Raw genomic sequence first — 18,720 nt, 5'->3', positions numbered from 1 at the left:
GGCAAGGAGTGATGCAAGCGAGCGCTCATGGCCGTGACAAGCGTGAGCTTCTGCAAATCGCTGTGGAAAGCTTCCATCGTTTACAGCAGGAAGCGGACCTGGTCGTCGTCGAAGGCGCCGGCAGTCCAGCAGAAACAAATTTGCGCGCGAATGACATCGCCAACATGGGCTTCGCGCACGCTGCCGATGTGCCTGTCGTGTTGATCGGAGACATCGACCGCGGCCATGTGATTGCCTCGCTGGTCGGTGCCCATGCCGTGCTGGACGAAGCGGATCGCGCCCGCATTCGCGGTTTCATCATCAATAAGTTTCGTGGCGACGCCGGGCTATTCGATGACGGCATGCGAACGATTGAAAGCCGCACAGGCTGGCAACGGCTTGGTGTCGTGCCCTGGTTACACGAGGCCGGCGCGCTGCCGGCAGAAGATGCCGTGCAACTGGATCAATCCATCGCCCATCAATCGGGCCAGCGCGTCGATGGTCGCATTCGTATCGCGATCCCGCGCTTGCCTCACATCGCAAACTTCGACGACTTCGATGCTCTGCGGATGGAGCCGCAGGTGGAGCTGGTGTTTGTGCCGCCCGGTCAGCCGTTGCCGCTGGATGCCTCGCTCATCATTCTTCCCGGCAGCAAGGCCACCATCGCCGATCTCGAATTCCTTCGCGCTCAAGGTTGGGATATCGATCTGCTTGCCTACACTCGCCGCGGCGGTCGCGTGCTGGGCATCTGCGCCGGTTACCAAATGCTCGGCAACGTCGTGCTCGATCCGCAGCGTATCGAGGGCCAGCAAGAATCCGCTCGCGGCCTCGGCCTGCTCGACATCACCACGACCATGACCGGCGAAAAACAACTCCGCGCCATCACCGGCACCGAGCTACTCACCGGCACCGCCATCGACGGCTACGAAATGCACCTCGGCATCTCCACCGGCCCAGCCACCTCACGCCCTCTAATCCGCTTCGCCAACGGCATCACCGACGGCGCCCTCTCCCCCGACGGCCGTATCCTCGGCTGCCACATCCACGGCCTGTTCCACTCTCCCGCCTTCCGCTCCGCCTTCCTCACCCAGCTCGGCGCGCACTCCAACCACGAGGACTACTCCCTCCGCGTCGAACGCTCGCTCGATGCGGTCGCCTCGCGTTTGGAACGCTCTCTCGATATCGAAAGGATCGCGGCGATCGCACAGCGTATTGGACCTAATGGGCCAGCACTGAGATAGCGCGCAATCTCTCGTCAACGATTTGAGCTCGCTCTGCCTGATCTTCGCCAGGCGCAATCATTCCGGGCAGGTAGTCCTGGAAATGTTCTACAGCTAACAACTCGCCAGAGCGCTCCGCGAGGTACTCACGCAATTCTTGCGGACTGCCGAGAATCTCATCCAGCAAACTGGTTCGACCGTCGATGACATTGATGATGTCTTCCAGATCGTGACTGGACAGCAAGTCGCCTGCACCACGGTCAGCGTGCGCTTCAAACTTCGTTGCCACGAACACCGGCGCAGCGATTAGGCGAATGTGCGCACCGCTCGGCAATGCAAACATTTGTGCAGAAGCCACGGCCAGCGGATACCACCGGTTCGAGAATCCTAGAATTTTCGAATCGGTGGGCATCACATCGACTTCCAAGCCCCGATAGCGCCATCGGCAAATCGGCGCCGCGGCGGCCATGTCGCGTTTGAAACCAAGCTTCGACAATTCTTTTTCCAAACCATGATAGTCGGACAGCGCAGCGACTGGCGTCACCAGGTCTACATCCAAGGTCGTTCGTACCGGCGCCGCAGCCTCATCAGTAATCAACAAGCCAACAGCACAACCTCCGACAAACACAACTTGCTCACGCAACGGCCCGAGCGCATGAGCAACCAATTCCAACTTGGCAATGTTGGGATCACGCCCCTGCACTGAAGTATTTCTCCAATAGCTTCTGAGCTGCCGCCCGTTCGCGGGCCTGGCCCGAGCGATAGGCGTCGAACAGCGCCAGCACAGCGTACAAACTCGCGTCGCGCGAAGCCGCTTCCGGAACGGTTGGATACAAAGGCGCCAAACTCACACCACGCGTTTTTCCAGTCTTGTGGGACCACACAGGCACAGGATCCGAAGAGGGTGCGATGACGCTCTTCAACGGCTCGGCTGCATAGGCGGTGGGAACTCCTCGACTGATTCTTCCCAGTACCGCGGGAAAAGCATACTTGGCGCCGCCGAGCACGAATTCCCTCAATTGCGGCTTCAATACCGATGCATTTCCATCCCTAATCGCCGCCAAACCTGCTAGGACGGCCCGCTTCAACGAGGCGTGTACGGCTGATGCAGCCATACCCGTGCGCTTCGCAAGCTTCGCGTAGGTGAGTTGCTGTTCCGCGTTGGTAAGTAGGGCTAGCAGGATGTAAAGGTCCTGCGGTTTCAGTGCCACCTGCTGGGTACTACGGCGCGCCATATTCTTGATTCTTGAATTGAGAATGCCGAAACGGTACCAGCCCGGCCACCGCAGTCAATATTCTCAATTCAAGAATAAAGAACGAAGCAGTTAAAAATTTCGTTAAAACATTGTTTTCATTAAAATTTCATTAAAATGTAAGGCCACACATTTATCGAAATTATTGGACAATCCTTAGCGCGGACCCGGGCCGCCGAAGATTCGACAATCCGCTGCAATCCGGGCAAGGTTAGGACTTGGATCAACTGTTGAGCGAACTGCCATGGGCCACCGCCTCTCGAAAATCTACACACGCACCGGGGATGACGGCACGACCGGCTTGGGCGATGGCTCACGGGTGCCGAAAACGCATGCCAGGATCGAGGCTTATGGCACGGTGGATGAGGCCAACAGCGCTATCGGGATGATTCTGGCGGTGCCTAATTTGCCGGCGGAGGTGGCGACGGCGTTGACCCAGATTCAGCATGAGTTGTTCGATCTGGGCGGAGAGTTGGCGGTGCCGGGGTATCGGGTCATCACGGCGACGCATATCGAGCAGCTCGAGGAGACGCTGGATAAGTTCAACGAGCCGTTGCCGCCGTTGAAGGAATTCATTCTGCCGGGCGGCGGGCCGGCCGCGTCGGCGTGCCACTTGGCACGAGCGATTACGCGCCGGGCGGAGCGGTGTTCGTGGTCGGCGTCGCAGGAAGAAGAGATTGCGCCGGAAGTGACGCGTTATTTGAATCGCCTGTCGGATCTGCTGTTCGTGGTCGCGCGGGTGTTGGCGCGACACGAGAGCGGGCAAGAAGTGTTGTGGAAAAAGACCGTGCCGGTCAGTTCAAAACCAACACGCTGATGTAATCGTCCTTGGGCGTGAGCCGGAGCGTGATTTCCTGCTCCAGCTCGCGCGACACGACCAGCGTCGCTTCGAAGCGGTTGACCATCACCGGTTTCACAGTGGCGCCACCCGGCCGCTGGGTGAGCATGAAGCTGTGATACTCCCCGGCGTGAGTCGCGGCAAATTGCACCAGGATGTGGACACCATCGGCGTCATCGTTGATCCGCTCGTCGCAAATCACCAAGAACGCCTGGTCCGCAGCCACCGAAGAAAATGCACCGGCGTGCCGTAGCTCGCCCAAGAAAGTACCAATCTGACCGGTGATGCGCGTCCATGTCGCGGCCGTGTTCGGCAACCCGGCACACCACCGCGTACCCCGCTCGATGGCGTTGATGACGAACAAGGAAAAGCGCCGCTGCGCCAGGTACGACCAATCCGAAGACGCACTGGCTCCGCAGGCCAGCGTGCGCAATGCCGGCCATTCGCGCTCGGGGTTGCGCACCGATTGCAGAACGTTGACGCCGTGAGCCGCCAGCAACCAACGGTCCGAGTTACTCACGTCTTTGATCAGTTTGGCGGAGGAACGCAGCATCGGTTCGGGCTCGCGCTCCGACAGGACGGCCGACAGCACCTCACCCGATCTCGATAACAAACCCGCCACCGCGCCACCGTTACCGAACGTCTCGACCCGGCCGCGCAAGCGATCCATCGCCGAAATCCTCGGGTAGAACATCAGCGCATTGTCGCTGCGAAAATCCAGCACCTTGAGCGAACGAATCGCTTCCGGCGCGCTTTCCCAGGAGGACGGCGGATCGACGATCAGCATCGCCCGCTGCTCGCGACAAAACCGAGCAGCCACCAGCAGCGCACTGATGCCCACGTCGATGACCCGAGCCAACGGCGGGATATAAACGAACGCCAGCTCATCGACGCCTTCCAACGCAAACAAACCGGTGGCGCGAGCCGAAGAGCCGATGACGTCATAGTCGGTGATGGGCTTGCCGTCGTCGCCGTCCGGATTGGAACTGATATAGCCCACCGGCAAATTGGTGCCTGCCATCAGCGTGATATCTGGCCGAAGCATCGGCACATTGCCACGCACGCGCATCAAGTCCGATTGCATCAGCACCGACGCCACGAAGCGCGGCGACTGCGGGTCGACCGACAAACCGCGGAATGTTTCCTGCTCTTCGATCCGCTCCGAACCCGGCGAACGCACTCGCTGCAGCACCAGATTGAAGGATTGCTCATCGCCGTTGGCCACGTGGTCGTAATCGACCGAAGCCCGCAAGAACTCCCGGGTGCCGGGCGCACGCGCCTCCAATCGAAGCGTTTCCCGACCGCACTTGAGCGACAGAGTCGCGGGCAGCGCGCCATTGGCGACGCGCACGATCACCGCCTGGCGACCGCCCTGCTCGAAAAAATGTTCGATGGCATAGGACAGCGGACTCGGCTGCCACAGCCCGCCGAAGTGCTGCTGAAAGTCCGCGAAGCTGCGGACGATGATGGGGTGATGAAGGGGACCGCGAAGAGTGCGACCGACAAAGGCGGTCAGTTGCGCGTTGGTACGCGCAATCGGCTGTTCCGCACTCGTCGTCGCCGCGAACTGGATACCTGCGAGCGTTGGCTCCGGCACCGTACCTCCCCAGGTGTGTGCGGAGCGTAAGTTAACATAGGTATTGACAGGTTAAAGCGAATTCGCAGCGAAAGTATCGCAAGCCTGCACCGAACCGTTCTCGAAACCGCGCTTGAACCATCGCACTCGCTGTTCCGAGCTGCCATGAGTGAACGATTCGGGTGAGACATAGCCACGACCTTGCTTCTGTAAGCGGTCGTCGCCGATGGCGCTGGCGGCATTCAAGCCTTCTTCGATGTCGCCCTGCTCCAGTAGCTGCCGAGAACGATCGGCGTTGTGCGCCCAGATGCCGGCGAAACAATCGGCCTGCAGTTCTTGCCGAACCGATAGCGCATTCGCTTCCACTTCGCTGGCTCGCTGCCGGGCCGCCATGTTGCGTTCGGAAATGCCCATCAAGGTTTGCACGTGATGACCGATCTCATGCGCGACCACATAGGCCTGCGCAAAGTCGCCGGGGGCGCCGAAACGGCTTTGCAATTCCTGATAGAACGACAAGTCGATATAGACCTTGCGATCGCCGGGACAATAGAACGGCCCGACCGCGGCCTGAGCGAAACCGCAGGCCGACTCCACTGCACCGGAGAACAGCACCAGCTTCGGTTGCTCGTAGGTGCCGCCGGCCTGGCGGAAAATCTCACCCCATGTTTCTTCGGTGTCCGCCAGCACCACGCCGATGAACTCGCGCAGCTGCGCTTCCTCGGCGCTTTCCTGATACGGACCTTCTTGGGCGGTGGGCGACGAGGGCTGCACCCCTTGCAGGACCACCGAAGGATCCTGGCCGAAGTACATGGCGACCAGCGCCAGCAGAATGGTGCCGATGCCAATGCCTCCGGCCCGTCCATAACGGACGCCACGCCGATCCTCGATGTTCGAGCTGCCTTGCCGACCTTGCCAACGCATGACGTCACCCCGCCGAGTTAGTCGGTAGAGGTTATACGGACTGGGAGCCGAAGTGTTCCGGCAGGGCGATTTTTTCGCGGTCAGGCCGCCGCGTCCAAGCGCTTCCCGGCGCCGTCGGCCGCCAGCGAGGAATAGAGATCGGCCATGCGGCCTGCCATGGCTCCCGCCGACCAGGTGGCGGCGTACCCGCGAGCTTCGGCCGACATCGCCCGCCGACGTGCTGGATCGTTGAGCAGATCGACGACCAGCTTGGAGAAGCCTTCTTCGTCATCCGGCGCAACCCGAGCGCCACGCTCGGGCTTCACGATGTCCGCTGTGCCCATGTATGCGGTGGACACAACCGGCGTGCCGCACGCCATGGCTTCGAGCAGCACCAAGCCCTGGGTTTCAGTTTTGGACGAGAACACGAACAGATCGCCGGCGCTGTAACAGTCAGGCAGTTCGCGATCCCGAGACAGATAACCGACGAAGCGCACGTTGGCAGAGAGCTTCAGCGACTCGACGTACGACTTGCAGTGTTCGAGTGCCGGCCCTTCGCCTGCAACCACCAACATAGTCTCGGGTTTGCGCTTCACCACACGGACGAACATGCGTAACAAGAAGTCGATGTTTTTTTCGTGAGCGATACGACCGACATGCACCAGCGTCGGTTGATCCGGTGCGATGCCGAGACGCTCGCGAAACCGCGCACCGTCGCCGTTCGAGAAGCGTTCCATTTCCATGCCGGTCGGAATGATGTGCATCGGGCAGCGGACACCATAATCCTCGAGCGCCTTCTCCATGGCCTTCGACGGCACGACCAACGCATCCAGCGCCGAGCATTGCGAGACCGTGAACCGACGAGCGACGAAGCGCATCACCGGTCGCGGGACCAGTGGCACGTAGTGATGCAGATACTCTTCGAAGTAAGTGTGATAAGTCTCGATCGCCGGCACACCAAGCTCTCTCGCCACGCTGACGCCGTAGTAGTGAGCGAGGAAAGGGGTCTGGATGTGCACGAGATCGAAGCCGCCCCGCTTGAGCGCGGGCCGCAATGAGCGCAGCGCGCCTTGCTTCATGATCCGATCTTCCGGATCGCGAGGCAGATAGCGGGAGGGCACGCGAGTGATCGGTTCCTGCCCCGCGTCGGAATACTGCACGGGATATTCGGGAGCGATCAACACGGTTTCATGCCCAGCGGCATGCAACCCCCGACGGAAGGTTTGGATCGAGGTGGAGACGCCGTTGATGCGCGGAAAATAAACATCCGAGATCATCAAGATGCGCATGCCGGGCTCTCTGGTGAGGACGGGCGGCAGCGTATTGCGTTTAGGTTGCGGTTTTATGAAGCGCAAAAAAAAACGGCGGCCATCCGGGCCGCCGTCGTAGAGAAACAAACTTGACCGTCAGGCCGCCTGGCGAAGCGCGGCGATGCGCTCTTCCAACGGCGGGTGGGTCATGAACAACCGCTTCAGCCCACTGGGCACCTTGTCGGTGCTGATACCGAAGGCCTGCATCGAATCGGGCAGCGGCGTGGCATGAGCATGACGCAAGCGTTCCAACGCGCCGATCATGTTTTCCTTGCCGGCCAAGTGCGCACCGCCAGCGTCAGCGCGGAATTCGCGATAACGCGAGAACCACATGACGATCATGCTGGCCAGAATACCCAACACCAGTTGCGCAATGATGACGGTGATCATGAACGCCGGGCCGTGGCCACGCTCGGTCTTGAACACGACCTTGTCGACGGTGTAACCGATGACGCGCGACAGGAACACGACGAACGTATTCACAACACCCTGAACCAGCGTCAACGTGACCATGTCGCCGTTGGCGACGTGACTGATCTCATGCGCCATCACGGCTTCGGCTTCGCGCTGTGACATCCCACGCAGCAACCCGCTGCTGACTGCGACGAGTGCGTTGTTGCGATTCGCGCCGGTGGCGAAGGCGTTCATATCGGGCGCATCGAAGATGCCGACTTCGGGCATGCCGATGCCAGCGGCTTCGGCTTGCTTACGCACGGTTTCGACCAACCAGGCTTCGGTGGCATTGCTCGGCTGTTCGATCACGCGCACGCCCATGCTGCGCTTGGCAATGAACTTGGACATGGCCAGCGAAATCAGCGAGCCGGCAAAGCCGACGATGGCCGAGAACACCAGCAGATTGGTGAAATCCAGGCCGGTGCCTTGCTGGTTCAGAATGCGATCCACGCCCAGCAGCCGCAGCGTGACGCTCAAGACCAGCATGATGGCCAGGTTGGTGGCGATGAACAGGAATATGCGTTTCATGGGTGTGACTCTAGGTCAGTGCCTGTGGAGCGAAGAATCGGTGCGACAAATCAAACACGGAACCTGCGGACGATATGCGGCCGAACGCCCACCGCTTCAAGCGGGCGTCCAGTCGCAGTAACGCGGGAACTCAGGAGCCGCTGGCAGCGCCAGCAGGTTTCGCGGTCGACTTTTTGGTTTTCGGCGGTGTTTTCTTTTTGGGCAACGGCAAGCCGTTGCGAACCGCTTCGAATTCTTCGGCGAGGAACAGACCTTCCTCGGTGTAATTCCAGGTCGCGCCTTGCGGCACGCGATTTTCGACGTGACGAGCAGCGGCGAGATAACTCTCGACGGTCGTGTTCCGGCGTGACACCGGCATGGCGATGCCACGCGGCTGCGCCACCATCTGGTTCACCAGATCCAGGTCGACGGCAACATTGTGTTGCTTGAGCTTCTGCCACATCTCATCTTTGATGCCGGCGTTGAGCAGCGTGTCCGCCGCCTTGGGATGCTCACGATCGTCGTCTTCCAGGATCGGGAATGCCTGCACATACATCGCATCCCGATGCCAGCCGAACAGGAACGGCTGATTCACCACCGTGACCTTGGTGCCGACCGGAATCTGGTCGTACAGCTCGGCGATGTCCTCGGGATAGAAACGAATACAACCGTGACTGGAGCGCATGCCCACGCCATACGGTTTGTTGGTGCCGTGGATCAGATAGCTCGGCCAGCCGAGCGTCATCTTGTAAGCACCGAGCGGATTGTCCGGGCCCGGCGGCACGCGAGCCGGCAGCGGGTCGCCATTCTCTTTGTGCTCCTTGCGCACCGACACCGGCGGCGTCCAGGTCGGATTCTTTTGTTTGCTGGTGACCTTGGTGGAGCCTTCCGGCGTCTGCCAGCCGATCTTGCCGATGCCGATGGGATGAGTGATGACGGTGCGCAGCCCATCGTCGACTTCGCCCTTCTTCAGCTTGGCGGGCTTGGGGTAATAGAACACGCGCAGCTGAGCAAGATTTACAACCAAGCCTTCGCGCGGCCCCTCCGGCAGGATGTACTGAGTGGGCACCACGATGGCCCGATCGACACCCGGCAGCCACGGATCGACGCCAGGATTGGCGCGCAAGATTTCCTCGTAGCCGACATTGAAGCGCCGTGCGATGTCGGAGAGCGTGTCCTCGCCCTGCACGTGCGTGATCTGAACTTCGCCGACCACTTCATCGGTCGCGGGATCGAAGCGGAATTTATGCGTGGCCAGCGGCGCCTCGATGGGCGGCGGAGCCGGCGGCGGTGGCGGTGGTTCTTCAACCGGACGGGTGACTTGGCAACCGGCGGCGGCCAGGGCCGCTGCCAGCATCACCAGGCGGCCAAGCACGGGACGGATCGACAGATTCATGGGGCACTTCTTACCATTTTTGGGTCTTGCTTGGCCATTTCCGTGCCCGTTTAGCGTCACAACAACACCGGCCGATCCGGCAGCTCATTGCGGTCCACCGCCGGGAAATGCCGGGAAATCAGCCCTCCAGCCGCCTTGATGCCGGAGACCACCGCGGGCGCCGCCTGGCCCTGACTGAACAACTGTTCCATGCGCTGACAAACCTCGGCCCATTGCTGACTGCTGACCCGGCCGTTGAAACCGCGATCGGCGACGATCTCGACGTCTCGATCGGCCCACAGCACATAGATCAGCACACCGTTGTTTAGTTCGGTGTCCCACACGCCCAGCTGCGTAAACGCCTGGAGCGCGCGCTGACGCGGCGACAGGTCGCTGAACAGCTCGCCGGGGTCGAGACTGGCTTCGAGCGCGACACGAATTTCGCCGCCGTGGGTGCGCTCGGTGTCGGTGATTGCCTGCTCGATGGCTGACAATGCTGCGTCGTCGAAAGCACGACGCAGACTGCGCTTGGGCATGAAGATGTGTCGGGTGAGTCGGGCGAAGTTCATGACTCGTTCACCATCGACCCGAAGCGCCGCCGCCACTGAAGCCACCACCACCGCCGCTCCAACCGCCACCGCCTCCACCGCCAAATCCGCCGCCGCCACCAAAGCCTCCGCCCCAGCCGCCACCGCGCCGGCTACGATTGCTCCAACCACCGCCACCACCACCGAATCCGCCGCCGCTGAACAGCGTGAACAAAAACGCCAGCACCGCGGCACCGACAGAAATTGCGAGCACGCTGGTCAGCACCCACATCAGAATGCCGGCGATACCAGCCGTCGCGCCGGCGCCGCCGACTCTGCCAAGCATCCCGCGCAATATTCCGCCGCCGACGAATACAAACATCAGCAAGATCGGCAGCGCGTTACCGATGCCGCCCAAACCTTCGGGCTGACTCGCACGTCGTTCGGGTTCAGGCAACGGCTCGCCTTCGATCACCGCGATGATTCGTGTAACAGCAGCGTTGATGCCGCCCGCGAAATCGCCTTCGCGAAAGTGCGGTACGATGACTTGCGAGATGATGCGACTGGCGATGACGTCGGGCAGCGCGCCTTCCAATCCCGTGCCGACTTCGATGCGGACCGCGCGATCGTTCTTCGCCACCAACAAGATGACGCCATCCTCGGGCTTGTCGCGCCCGATCTTCCAAGCCTCGGCCACGCGAATGGAATATTGCTCGATGGCTTCGGGCTGAGTCGTTGGCACGATCAGCACCGCGATCTGACTACCCTTCTGCGCTTCGAAGTCGCGCAGCCGGCTTTCCAACGCAGCCTTTTGCTCGGTGCTCAGCGTTTGCGTGAGATCCGTGACCGGCGAACGCAACGGCGGCACGGCGACCGGCGCGTCTTGCGCCAGCGCTGTAAACGCCAACAGCAGCAACGCCAGCGAGAGGAGCCAGGTGAACGCAGCCCGCGGCGCCGTCAGGCAACCGCGAGCGAGATTTACGAAGGCGGCCATCAGATTATTCGGGCAGCTCCGGTAAGCACGCTTCAGCCAGGCTTCTCAACCTGCGGCTGAGGTTGCGGCGGTGTCTGTTGCTGCGTCGGGCCCGACTCGGTGCGGCCGAAATCCACTTCCGGCGGCCGTGCAATTTCGCGCTCGTTTTCCACTGAGAAATTCTGCTTCGGATCATGCCCGAACACTTTCGCGGTGAGATTGGTCGGGAACGAACGCACCGTGACGTTATAAGTTTGCACCGCATCGATGTAACGTTTGCGTGCCACGGCGATCCGATTCTCGGTGCCCTCCAATTGAGCCCGCAGATCGTCGAAGCCGGAGATCGACTTCAATTCCGGATAACGCTCCACCACCACCATCAGTCTCGACAGCGCCGAGCTCAACTCGCCCTGTGCCGCCTGCCACTGTTGGAAGGCCTGAGGATTGTTGATCAGCTCCGGCGTGGCTTGGATCGAAGTGGCGCGGGCCCGGGCCTCGACCACGCTTTCGAGAATGTCCTTCTCGGCGGTGACCGCTCCTTTCACCGTGTTCACCAGATTCGGCACCAGGTCGGCGCGGCGCTGATATTGGTTCAGCACCTCGGACCAAGCCGCAGTCACCTGCTCGTCTTGCTGTTGCAAGCGGTTGTAACCGCAGCCGGACAGCAAGGCGCCGAGCAAGACCAGCAGACCAATGCGCAGAACATGCATGACGGTGCCCTTCTTAATAATCATGAATAATTATGGCCGACTATGCCGGCGCCGGGCTTCGCCCACGCCGGTCCCGTCAGCCAAACCTCCCGACCTTGGTGAGAGTTCCGCTGACAGCAACGGTTAAATTGAGGGAATCGGGTCGGAGTTTCAAGACAGTGCCGGCGAATGCCGCGCCGGCACCGGTGACATCACCACAGCTTGACGCGCTCCGCCGGGGCTTTGTACATCTTGTCGCCGGGCTGCACGCCGAAAGCCGCGTGGAATTCAGGCAGGTTGGACACCACGGTATTGGTGCGATATTCGCTCGGGCTGTGCGGATCGGTCAGTAAGCGGCGCCGCAATTCATCGTCGCGATACTTGCGCGCCCAACCTTGGGCCCAGCCGATAAAGAAACGTTGCTCGCCGGTGTAGCCATCGATCACTGGCGAGGACTGACCTCGCAGCGACAATTGCCAGGCGCGATACGCCATCGCCAGGCCCGCCAGGTCAGCGATGTTCTCGCCCATGGTGAGATCGCCTTTGACGTTCAAGCCGGGCAGCGGACTGAGCGCGCTGTACTGCGCACCGAGTTGCTTGGCGCGACGTGTGAACTCCGCGTTGTCTTCGGGTGCCCACCAGTCGTTGAGATTGCCGGTGCCGTCGTAGCGACGCCCTTGATCGTCGAAGCCATGACTGATCTCGTGACCGATCACCGCGCCGATGGCGCCATAGTTGAGGGCATCATCGGCCGCCACGTTGAAGAACGGCGGCTGCAAGATCGCGGCGGGGAACACGATCTCGTTGGTCGGCGGGTTGTAATAAGCATTCACGGTCTGCGGCGTCATGAACCATTCGGTGCGATCGATGGGCCCGCCGAGCTTGCCTAGGTTGCGCTCGAATGCGATCACCGACGCGCGCATCTCATTGCCAACCAAATCGTCGCGACGAATTTCCAGCTGCGACCAATCGCGCCACTGGGTTGGATAACCGATCTTGGTCGTGAACAGCGCCAGCTTGGCGTGCGCCTTTTGTTTGGTAGCTGGCGTCATCCATTCGAGCGAGTCGATGCCTTGGGCGTACGCTCTCATCAGATTGGCGACCAACTCATCCATGCGTCGCCTCGCGTCCGGACTGAAATGCCGCTCGACATACATCTTGCCGATCAGATCGCCGACCGCGCCATCGACCGTATCGACCGCGCGCTTCCACCGCGGCTTCACTGCTTCGATGCCGGACACCGCGCGCTGATTGAAGCCGAAATGCAGTTCCGTGAACTTCGCCGGCAAATCGGGCGCATAAGCATTGAGCAACTTATATCGAAAATAGCCGCGCCAGTCGGACACCGAGGTGGTCGCGATGACCTTGCCAAGCGCTTCGAAGTAACTCGGTTGCACGACCACCAGCGCTTGGGTTTTGGCGGCGGGTATCTGCGCGCCTGCAAAGAACGCCTCCCAATCGAAGCCCGGCATGAGCTTTGGCAGCGTCGCGACTTCGTAGCGGTTGTAGGTTTTCTGAGCGTCGCGGTTTTGCACGCGAGTCCAATGCGACTTGGCGAGCTGCGCCTCGATGCCAAAAATCTTGGTCGCGACACTCTCGGCTTTCGGCGTACCGGCCGCGGCCAGCAGCTCCTTCACATAGACTTGGTACTGCTCGCGGATCCCTTTCAAGCGCAGGTCATCGGAGAGATAGTAGTCACGATCCGGCATGCCCAGACCGGACTGCGCGATGATGCCGGTGTACTGACTGGAATTCTTGCGGTCAACGGAGACGTAGTACGCGAACGGGTGTCTCAGCGAGATGCGCTGGCTGTAACCGATGTAGCGCGCCACATCCTGCTTGGTCTTCAGTTCATCGATGCGTTTCAACTCGCCGGCCAGCGGCGTCAGCCCGCGCGACTCGATGGTCGCTTCATCCAAATAACTTGCATACAAGTCGCCGACCTTCTGCGCATCCGAGCCGGCCGGCGCATTCGCCGCCGCGGCTTCATCCAGAATGGCTTTGAGATCGTGCTCGGCGCCATCTTCCAGCAGAGCGAACGCGCCGAAATTCGAACGATCCGGCGGAATCGAGGTGCTGGCCAGCCACTGGCCGTTCACAAAACGATAGAAGTCGTCTTGCGGGCGGACGTTCTTGTCGAGATTCTGGCCGTAGACACCTGAACGCAGCGGAAAGGTCGCAGGCGCTGATGGCGTTGGCGCCGTCGCCGGCGGACTCGAGCAAGCAGCGAGGACCAGCGTACAACTCAGGACAGCGAGCACAGGTTTGGCAGTCATGCCGCGATCATAAACCGCGGTGCGACAATTCGCGGAGCCTGACTCGCTTAACTGAGTCTCGCTCGACTCACTAGCTGAACCAGCCGTCAGCTCATGGCAACTCTGCCAGGAATTGCTCGAGCGCCGCGCGACTCTGCGGCTCATCGAGTTGTGGCACATGACCGCGGTTCTTGATGGTCGCGCGCTGGAGGTTGGGATTCTCCCGTTGCATGCGCTCGAAGACGTCGACCGATAGCACATCGGACAGCGCACCTCGTATCGCCAACGTCGGCGTCTCACGCAACGCGTGGAATGCCAGCCACATTCCCTGTGCCGCCCCTGGCGGCGGCTGAATCATACGGACTGCCTCGCCGATGTTTAGATCAGCATCGAGTCGCGGTGAGCCGGTGCTGTCTTCACTGTACGAGAGACGCACGAACTCACGCCATTGCTGTTCCGTGAAGTCAGGCAGCGCCGCTGCGAAGGCCATTTTCATTTGCTCGATGGCGTCGTCCCAACTTCTCGGCGGCGGGAACCGTCCCGCATAACTCCGAATGCGTGCCGCGCCGACTGGATCTACTTCCGGCCCGATGTCATTGAGCACCACACCAGCGAATGTTTGCGCTCTAACCGCGGCCATCAGCATTGCGACCAGCCCGCCTAGTGAGGTGCCAACTGCAATCACTCGATCGACACCGATCTCCCGGAGCAAAGACCACATGTCGTCGACATAGGTCATCGGGTGATAGTTCATCCACATCGAGTCGTACTGCGACCGCCCTCGCCCGCGGAAGTCCGGCGTGATGACTCGTCGCCCCGGTGTGATCCGGAGAGCCAGCGCTTCGAAGTCCCGGCAATTGCGCGTGAGGCCGTGCAGGCAAAGTACCGGCATCTTTTTCACGTCGCCCGGATAGTCGCGGTAGTAAAGCTTCAACCCGTCGCGCGAACGGTAAGTGTGCGCGGAATAGATCGGCATGCGGCCAGGATACTATGACGGCCCAGAACGTCCCGCCCGGCAAAACACACAGGCAAAAAAAACCCCGAGCTTGTGGCTCGGGGCAGAGAAGCGGACTTTCTGAAGGGAAGTAAAGCCCGCTAGGGGATGCGGAAACAGCGCGAACTAGATCAATGCAAGCGGGACCACTGCAGAACCTTGATATCCTTGGTGTCGCACTCGAAGTTCTTAGCCAGTACCGTAGCGGCTTCCTTGAGGTCGCCACGCAGCAAGCTGCGGTTGACTTCGACCACGCCGCGGAACTCGCTCATGCCCTTTGGGGCGCGTTCCTGGAGAAGAAAGTGCGTGTAGTACTTGATGCTCATGGGACGGCAGAGTAAAGAGCGTCCGAGCCGGCTACCGTGAAGGATTCCACAGAATTTCGGCCGTTTGACGTTATCAGCGACGGCCTTACGAACACTTGGCAAACCGGCTCACATGTCCCGTTACCGACCGCCTCAACACCCGTCCAGACAAAAGGGTTCAAAGTTCATCACTCCTGTCGGCGCGCAACGACTCAAGGACGAATTGGACCATTTGTGGCGCGTGTTACGCCCGCAAGTCACCCAAGCCGTACAAGAGGCAGCCGCGCAGGGCGACCGCTCCGAGAACGCCGAATACATCTATGGCAAACGCCAACTGCGTGAGATCGATCGGCGCGTCCGTTTTCTGCGGCAGCGCCTCGATGGCATGGTGATCGTGAACCAGCCGCCATCGGATTCATCGCGAGTATTTTTTGGCGCCTGGGTGACGCTCGAAGACGACAACGGCGCCGAAAGCGAATATCGGATCGTCGGGCCGGACGAGTTCGATGCCACCAAAGGCTTCATCAGCATGGATTCGCCGCTGGGCCGCGCGTTGTTTCGCAAAGGCCTGGATGACGAAGTGAAAGTCGAAGTGCCGGGCGGCACCAAGACTTATGTCATCACTGACGTGCGTTACGAAACCGCCAGCTGAGGCCTACGGCTACAGCCCGAACAGTGAGAACAAACGCTGCACGGGGCCCGCTGCCGCGTCCAGATCGCGTTTACGCCGCGTATGCATGCGTTTCTGTAACGTCTCCCGCCTCTGGCTCAACCATTGCTCACGATCCGCGCCGGGCGGTGTATGACGTTTGGTCTGCTGGGCCGTGCGAAATTTACAGAAGTCGCGATACGACTCCAGATCGTGATGCAGGTCACGACTGACCAGCTCGATCATGATGGCTTGGTCGAGCAGCGCCGAGGATGCGCCCAATGCCGGCTCGCTGAAACAGGCCAGCGCGTTCACCAGCCGCTGCGAATCTTCCTGACTCAGGCGCCACTCCGCGTCGTCGACCATTTCCAGCATGGCGCCCAGCCGGGAGTAACGTTCCTTCACGAAGTCGGCGAGATGCGCCTGCGCGCCTTTGGAATAAACCTCGCGAGCGATGGCGACGACGCTATCAACCGGCTGCGCGCGCGCCGCCGACTGCCGCTCCTGTGCGACTTGCGCAAGGTGCTGTAGATCGGCATCGCCAAGTTCGAAGCTGACGCGAAAAGGCATCGGCGCGGAGTTTCCCTACGAGAGTTATGTCATGCCGTCCACTGCCACCAGTGTAACGACCTGCTCTCGCCCCAACCGCGCCCGATCACCCGGTATGTGACGCAGTCCTCATTGACGTAAATGCTTGTTGAGAAATTCCACCATGCGTTGACTCACATCCACGGCACTGGCGGTGGACCAAGTCGCGATCACGTGACTCTCTGTCGATGAAACCACCAGCGGAATGTTTCTTTCGCCACGACTCAATCGCACGTGGATTGTCGCTGCCACAACTGCTCAGTGGCTACATAGGCCTGCGAGCAATCTCGCATCGCATCTCACCGCGCCCGGGACAAGATTTTCCCGGAATATAAATTTGGTAGGGGGCTGGCCCGGTGAAACGTCACCGGGCCAGCCGGAACTGCCTTAGACCAGCACGTTCTTGAACTGCCACGGATCGCTCTTGTCGAGCGACTCCTCGAACATGCGATTGCGGTCGAACAGCGGCGTCCAGTCGCTGTACGCACCGACCACGGGGCCGAGGTACGGCATACAGATCTCGAGGTTGCGACGGAAATCCATTTCGTCAGGCTCGATCATGCCGCGATTCGGATTTTCCATCGCCCAGATCATGCCCGACAGCACCGCCACACAGACCTGCAAGCTGGTCGCCGTGTTATGCGGGCACAGCTTGCGCGCCTCATCGATGGACAGCTGCGAGCCGTACCAGTACGCGTTCTTGGTGTGACCCGCGAGCAGCACACCGAGCTCGTCGATACCGCCCGGCAGGATTTCCTGGTTGAGGATGCGCTTGTGATCCTGGAAGCGCCAATTGCGGCCAGCGAACTCGTGCACCGACATCACTGCGTCATCGCAAGGGTGATAGGCGTAATGCACCGTCGGGCGGTACACGACCTTGTCGCCTTCACGATGCGACAGATAATCCGGAATCGAGATCGATTCGCCGTGAGTGATCAAGAAGCCGTGGAAGTGCCCAGCCTTCGGCGTCCAGGTGCGCACGCGCGTGCCGGCGCCCGGCTGCAACAGATACACCGCGCTCTGCCGGCCGAACTCGTGACGACGGCCCTGCGGCGGCAACTCTTTCTCGTGCGTGCCCCAGCCCAATTCCGCCGGCTGGCAGCCTTCGCTGACGAAGCCGTCCACCGACCAGGTGTTGACGAATTCGTTGAGCTTCTTCGGCGTGTTGGCCACCTGCGTATCGCGCTCGGCGATGTGGATGACTTTCACATTCAGCTTGGCCGCGAGCGCCGCCCACTCTTCGCGCGACTTGGGATTGCCGGCATCGACCGACGTGTCCGCCGCGATGTTGAGCAACGCCTGCTTTACGAAGTGCGACACGAGGCCAGGATTTGCACCGTGCGTGAGCACAGCGGTCGGCCCGCCCTTCAACGAGTCGCGCAACGCCAGCGCCTGCTCGCGCAGCGCGTAATTCGAGCGCAGCGACGGCGGCACATTCGGATCGGTATAGCCGCCGGGCCACGGCTCGATGCACGTGTCCAGATACAGTGCGCCTTTTTCGTGCGCCAGCTTGACCAGCGCCAGGCTGGAAACATCCACCGACAGATTCAGCAGGAAATCGCCCTGTTGCAGCAGCGGCTCCAGCACCTGGCGATAATTTTCCTGAGTCAGCGGCTTGACGATGAACTTGACGCCGTACTCAGCGGCTTCCTGCTGGCCCAACTCCTCCGCGGTCACGATCGTGATGCGCTCCGCGGGGAGCGCGGTGTGACGCAAGATAAGTGGCAAAACTCCCTGTCCGATGCTGCCGAAACCAACCATCACCAGACGGCCGGGGAACTTGAAATGCACGGGATACTGGGACATAGCACACTCACTTACGAACACGAACAAACCCAAGTTTGGAACGTCGAACCTCTTTGCGAAAAAGCTCGCTTCGGCGACGGCGCGAAGTTTACTGACTTTTGCCGCCGCGTCGACCGTAATGAAAATCGACGGCGAAAAGTGCGTCGTGCTGACGCACTTTCAAGTGCCGGCGCGCAGTTTTTTTATTCTTTCCAGTGCGGCGGATAGGTTTTGTCGTAGCCCGGCAACGCTTCGACGCGCTTGATCCAGGCGGCGATGGCGGGAAAATTCGTGTCCAGCGGCAACAGCCGCGCGCGCAAGTCTTCGGCCTCGCGACGCTCCAACACTCGCAGCAGCTGCTGAATGCCGGGAAAAATGACGATATCGGCGGCGGAAAACGCCTCGCCGACCAGCCAGGAAGAAGTCGACAAGCGATTCTCGATGGTGCGCGCCTCGGCGATCACGAAATTCAGCGCGCGCTCGATCTCCTCCATGTGGCCTTCGACGCCCTGGAACAAAATCGCGTAGATCAGCTTGGAGAGGT

The 18,720-nt window shown here is 60.8% G+C and carries 20 protein-coding genes; 3 read left to right on the top strand and 17 right to left on the bottom strand.

All coding sequences use genetic code 11. The features are described 5' to 3' along the window. On the top strand, positions 1 to 1,220 hold a 1,220-nt coding region (locus JNL55_RS00945; RefSeq protein WP_293848332.1), incomplete at its 5' end, for a cobyric acid synthase. Here the strand turns inward: JNL55_RS00945 and JNL55_RS00940 are convergent. Continuing rightward, complete coding sequence (locus JNL55_RS00940) at positions 1,198 to 1,902, bottom strand: hypothetical protein (RefSeq protein WP_293848330.1); 705 nt, start codon at positions 1,900 to 1,902, stop codon at positions 1,198 to 1,200. The two genes, JNL55_RS00945 and JNL55_RS00940, sit on opposite strands and share 23 nt — an antisense overlap. Beyond that, entirely contained in the window at positions 1,889 to 2,434 is a 546-nt protein-coding gene (locus JNL55_RS00935) for a winged helix-turn-helix domain-containing protein (protein WP_293848328.1), read from the bottom strand. Before JNL55_RS00935 ends, JNL55_RS00940 begins: the two co-directional genes overlap by 14 nt. 262 nt (positions 2,435 to 2,696) lie before the next feature. On the opposite strand from JNL55_RS00935, the gene JNL55_RS00930 reads away from it, so the two are divergent. Then, positions 2,697 to 3,269, top strand: coding sequence for a cob(I)yrinic acid a,c-diamide adenosyltransferase (locus JNL55_RS00930; protein ID WP_293848326.1), 573 nt, complete (start codon positions 2,697 to 2,699; stop codon positions 3,267 to 3,269). On the opposite strand, the gene JNL55_RS00925 is transcribed toward JNL55_RS00930, so the two are convergent. From JNL55_RS00925 to JNL55_RS00875, 11 genes are all read right to left on the bottom strand, one after another. After that, the gene (locus tag JNL55_RS00925) at positions 3,247 to 4,887 is read right to left on the bottom strand and encodes a hypothetical protein (RefSeq protein WP_293848324.1); all 1,641 of its coding nucleotides are present in this window, start codon (positions 4,885 to 4,887) and stop codon (positions 3,247 to 3,249) included. The two genes, JNL55_RS00930 and JNL55_RS00925, sit on opposite strands and share 23 nt — an antisense overlap. Before the next feature lie 51 nt (positions 4,888 to 4,938). Further along, positions 4,939 to 5,787 carry a neutral zinc metallopeptidase gene (locus JNL55_RS00920; protein ID WP_293848323.1) on the bottom strand — a complete coding sequence of 283 codons (849 nt, stop codon included), beginning with the start codon at positions 5,785 to 5,787 and terminating at the stop codon, positions 4,939 to 4,941. A gap of 80 nt (positions 5,788 to 5,867) precedes the next feature. After that, on the bottom strand, positions 5,868 to 7,055 hold the full coding sequence (locus JNL55_RS00915) for a glycosyltransferase (RefSeq protein ID WP_293848322.1): 1,188 nt from the start codon (positions 7,053 to 7,055) through the stop codon (positions 5,868 to 5,870). 117 nt (positions 7,056 to 7,172) lie between these two features. Next, a complete protein-coding gene (htpX, locus tag JNL55_RS00910) occupies positions 7,173 to 8,057 on the bottom strand; it encodes a protease HtpX (RefSeq protein WP_293848320.1) in 885 nt (294 codons plus the stop codon). A 130-nt stretch (positions 8,058 to 8,187) separates the two neighbouring features. Next, positions 8,188 to 9,432: a L,D-transpeptidase family protein gene (locus tag JNL55_RS00905; RefSeq protein ID WP_293848318.1), complete on the bottom strand. Its 1,245-nt coding sequence runs from the start codon at positions 9,430 to 9,432 to the stop codon at positions 8,188 to 8,190. A gap of 56 nt (positions 9,433 to 9,488) precedes the next feature. Further along, on the bottom strand, positions 9,489 to 9,980 hold the full coding sequence (locus JNL55_RS00900) for a TPM domain-containing protein (protein WP_293848316.1): 492 nt from the start codon (positions 9,978 to 9,980) through the stop codon (positions 9,489 to 9,491). A 7-nt stretch (positions 9,981 to 9,987) separates the two neighbouring features. After that, entirely contained in the window at positions 9,988 to 10,932 is a 945-nt protein-coding gene (locus JNL55_RS00895) for a TPM domain-containing protein (RefSeq protein WP_293848314.1), read from the bottom strand. A gap of 32 nt (positions 10,933 to 10,964) precedes the next feature. After that, a complete protein-coding gene (locus tag JNL55_RS00890) occupies positions 10,965 to 11,621 on the bottom strand; it encodes a LemA family protein (RefSeq protein WP_415922977.1) in 657 nt (218 codons plus the stop codon). A gap of 191 nt (positions 11,622 to 11,812) precedes the next feature. Further along, a complete protein-coding gene (locus JNL55_RS00885) occupies positions 11,813 to 13,876 on the bottom strand; it encodes a M13 family metallopeptidase (protein ID WP_293848310.1) in 2,064 nt (687 codons plus the stop codon). A gap of 91 nt (positions 13,877 to 13,967) precedes the next feature. Beyond that, positions 13,968 to 14,831: an alpha/beta fold hydrolase gene (locus tag JNL55_RS00880; RefSeq protein WP_293848308.1), complete on the bottom strand. Its 864-nt coding sequence runs from the start codon at positions 14,829 to 14,831 to the stop codon at positions 13,968 to 13,970. 149 nt (positions 14,832 to 14,980) lie between these two features. Further along, positions 14,981 to 15,175, bottom strand: coding sequence for a hypothetical protein (locus tag JNL55_RS00875; protein ID WP_293848306.1), 195 nt, complete (start codon positions 15,173 to 15,175; stop codon positions 14,981 to 14,983). Positions 15,176 to 15,287: 112 nt separating this feature from the next. Here JNL55_RS00875 and greB point away from each other — a divergent pair, with 112 nt between their 5' ends. Then, the gene (gene greB / locus JNL55_RS00870) at positions 15,288 to 15,806 is read left to right on the top strand and encodes a transcription elongation factor GreB (RefSeq protein WP_293848304.1); all 519 of its coding nucleotides are present in this window, start codon (positions 15,288 to 15,290) and stop codon (positions 15,804 to 15,806) included. A gap of 9 nt (positions 15,807 to 15,815) precedes the next feature. Here greB and JNL55_RS00865 read toward each other — a convergent pair whose 3' ends face one another. The 4 genes from JNL55_RS00865 to JNL55_RS00850 form a co-directional block, all read right to left on the bottom strand. Continuing rightward, positions 15,816 to 16,373, bottom strand: coding sequence for a hypothetical protein (locus JNL55_RS00865; RefSeq protein WP_293848302.1), 558 nt, complete (start codon positions 16,371 to 16,373; stop codon positions 15,816 to 15,818). 108 nt (positions 16,374 to 16,481) lie between these two features. Further along, entirely contained in the window at positions 16,482 to 16,643 is a 162-nt protein-coding gene (locus JNL55_RS00860; RefSeq protein WP_293848300.1) for a hypothetical protein, read from the bottom strand. A 135-nt stretch (positions 16,644 to 16,778) separates the two neighbouring features. Continuing rightward, a complete protein-coding gene (locus tag JNL55_RS00855; protein WP_293848298.1) occupies positions 16,779 to 18,197 on the bottom strand; it encodes a homospermidine synthase in 1,419 nt (472 codons plus the stop codon). A 182-nt stretch (positions 18,198 to 18,379) separates the two neighbouring features. Beyond that, positions 18,380 to 18,720, bottom strand: a 341-nt coding sequence (locus JNL55_RS00850) for a glutathione S-transferase family protein (RefSeq protein WP_293848296.1), incomplete at its 5' end; no start/stop codon positions are given.

Source organism: Steroidobacter sp., assembly GCF_016790065.1.
Classification (GTDB): Bacteria; Pseudomonadota; Gammaproteobacteria; order Steroidobacterales; family Steroidobacteraceae; genus Steroidobacter.
Note: the sequence above shows the minus strand (reverse complement) of the source record. Positions and strands in the feature narration are given on the sequence as shown.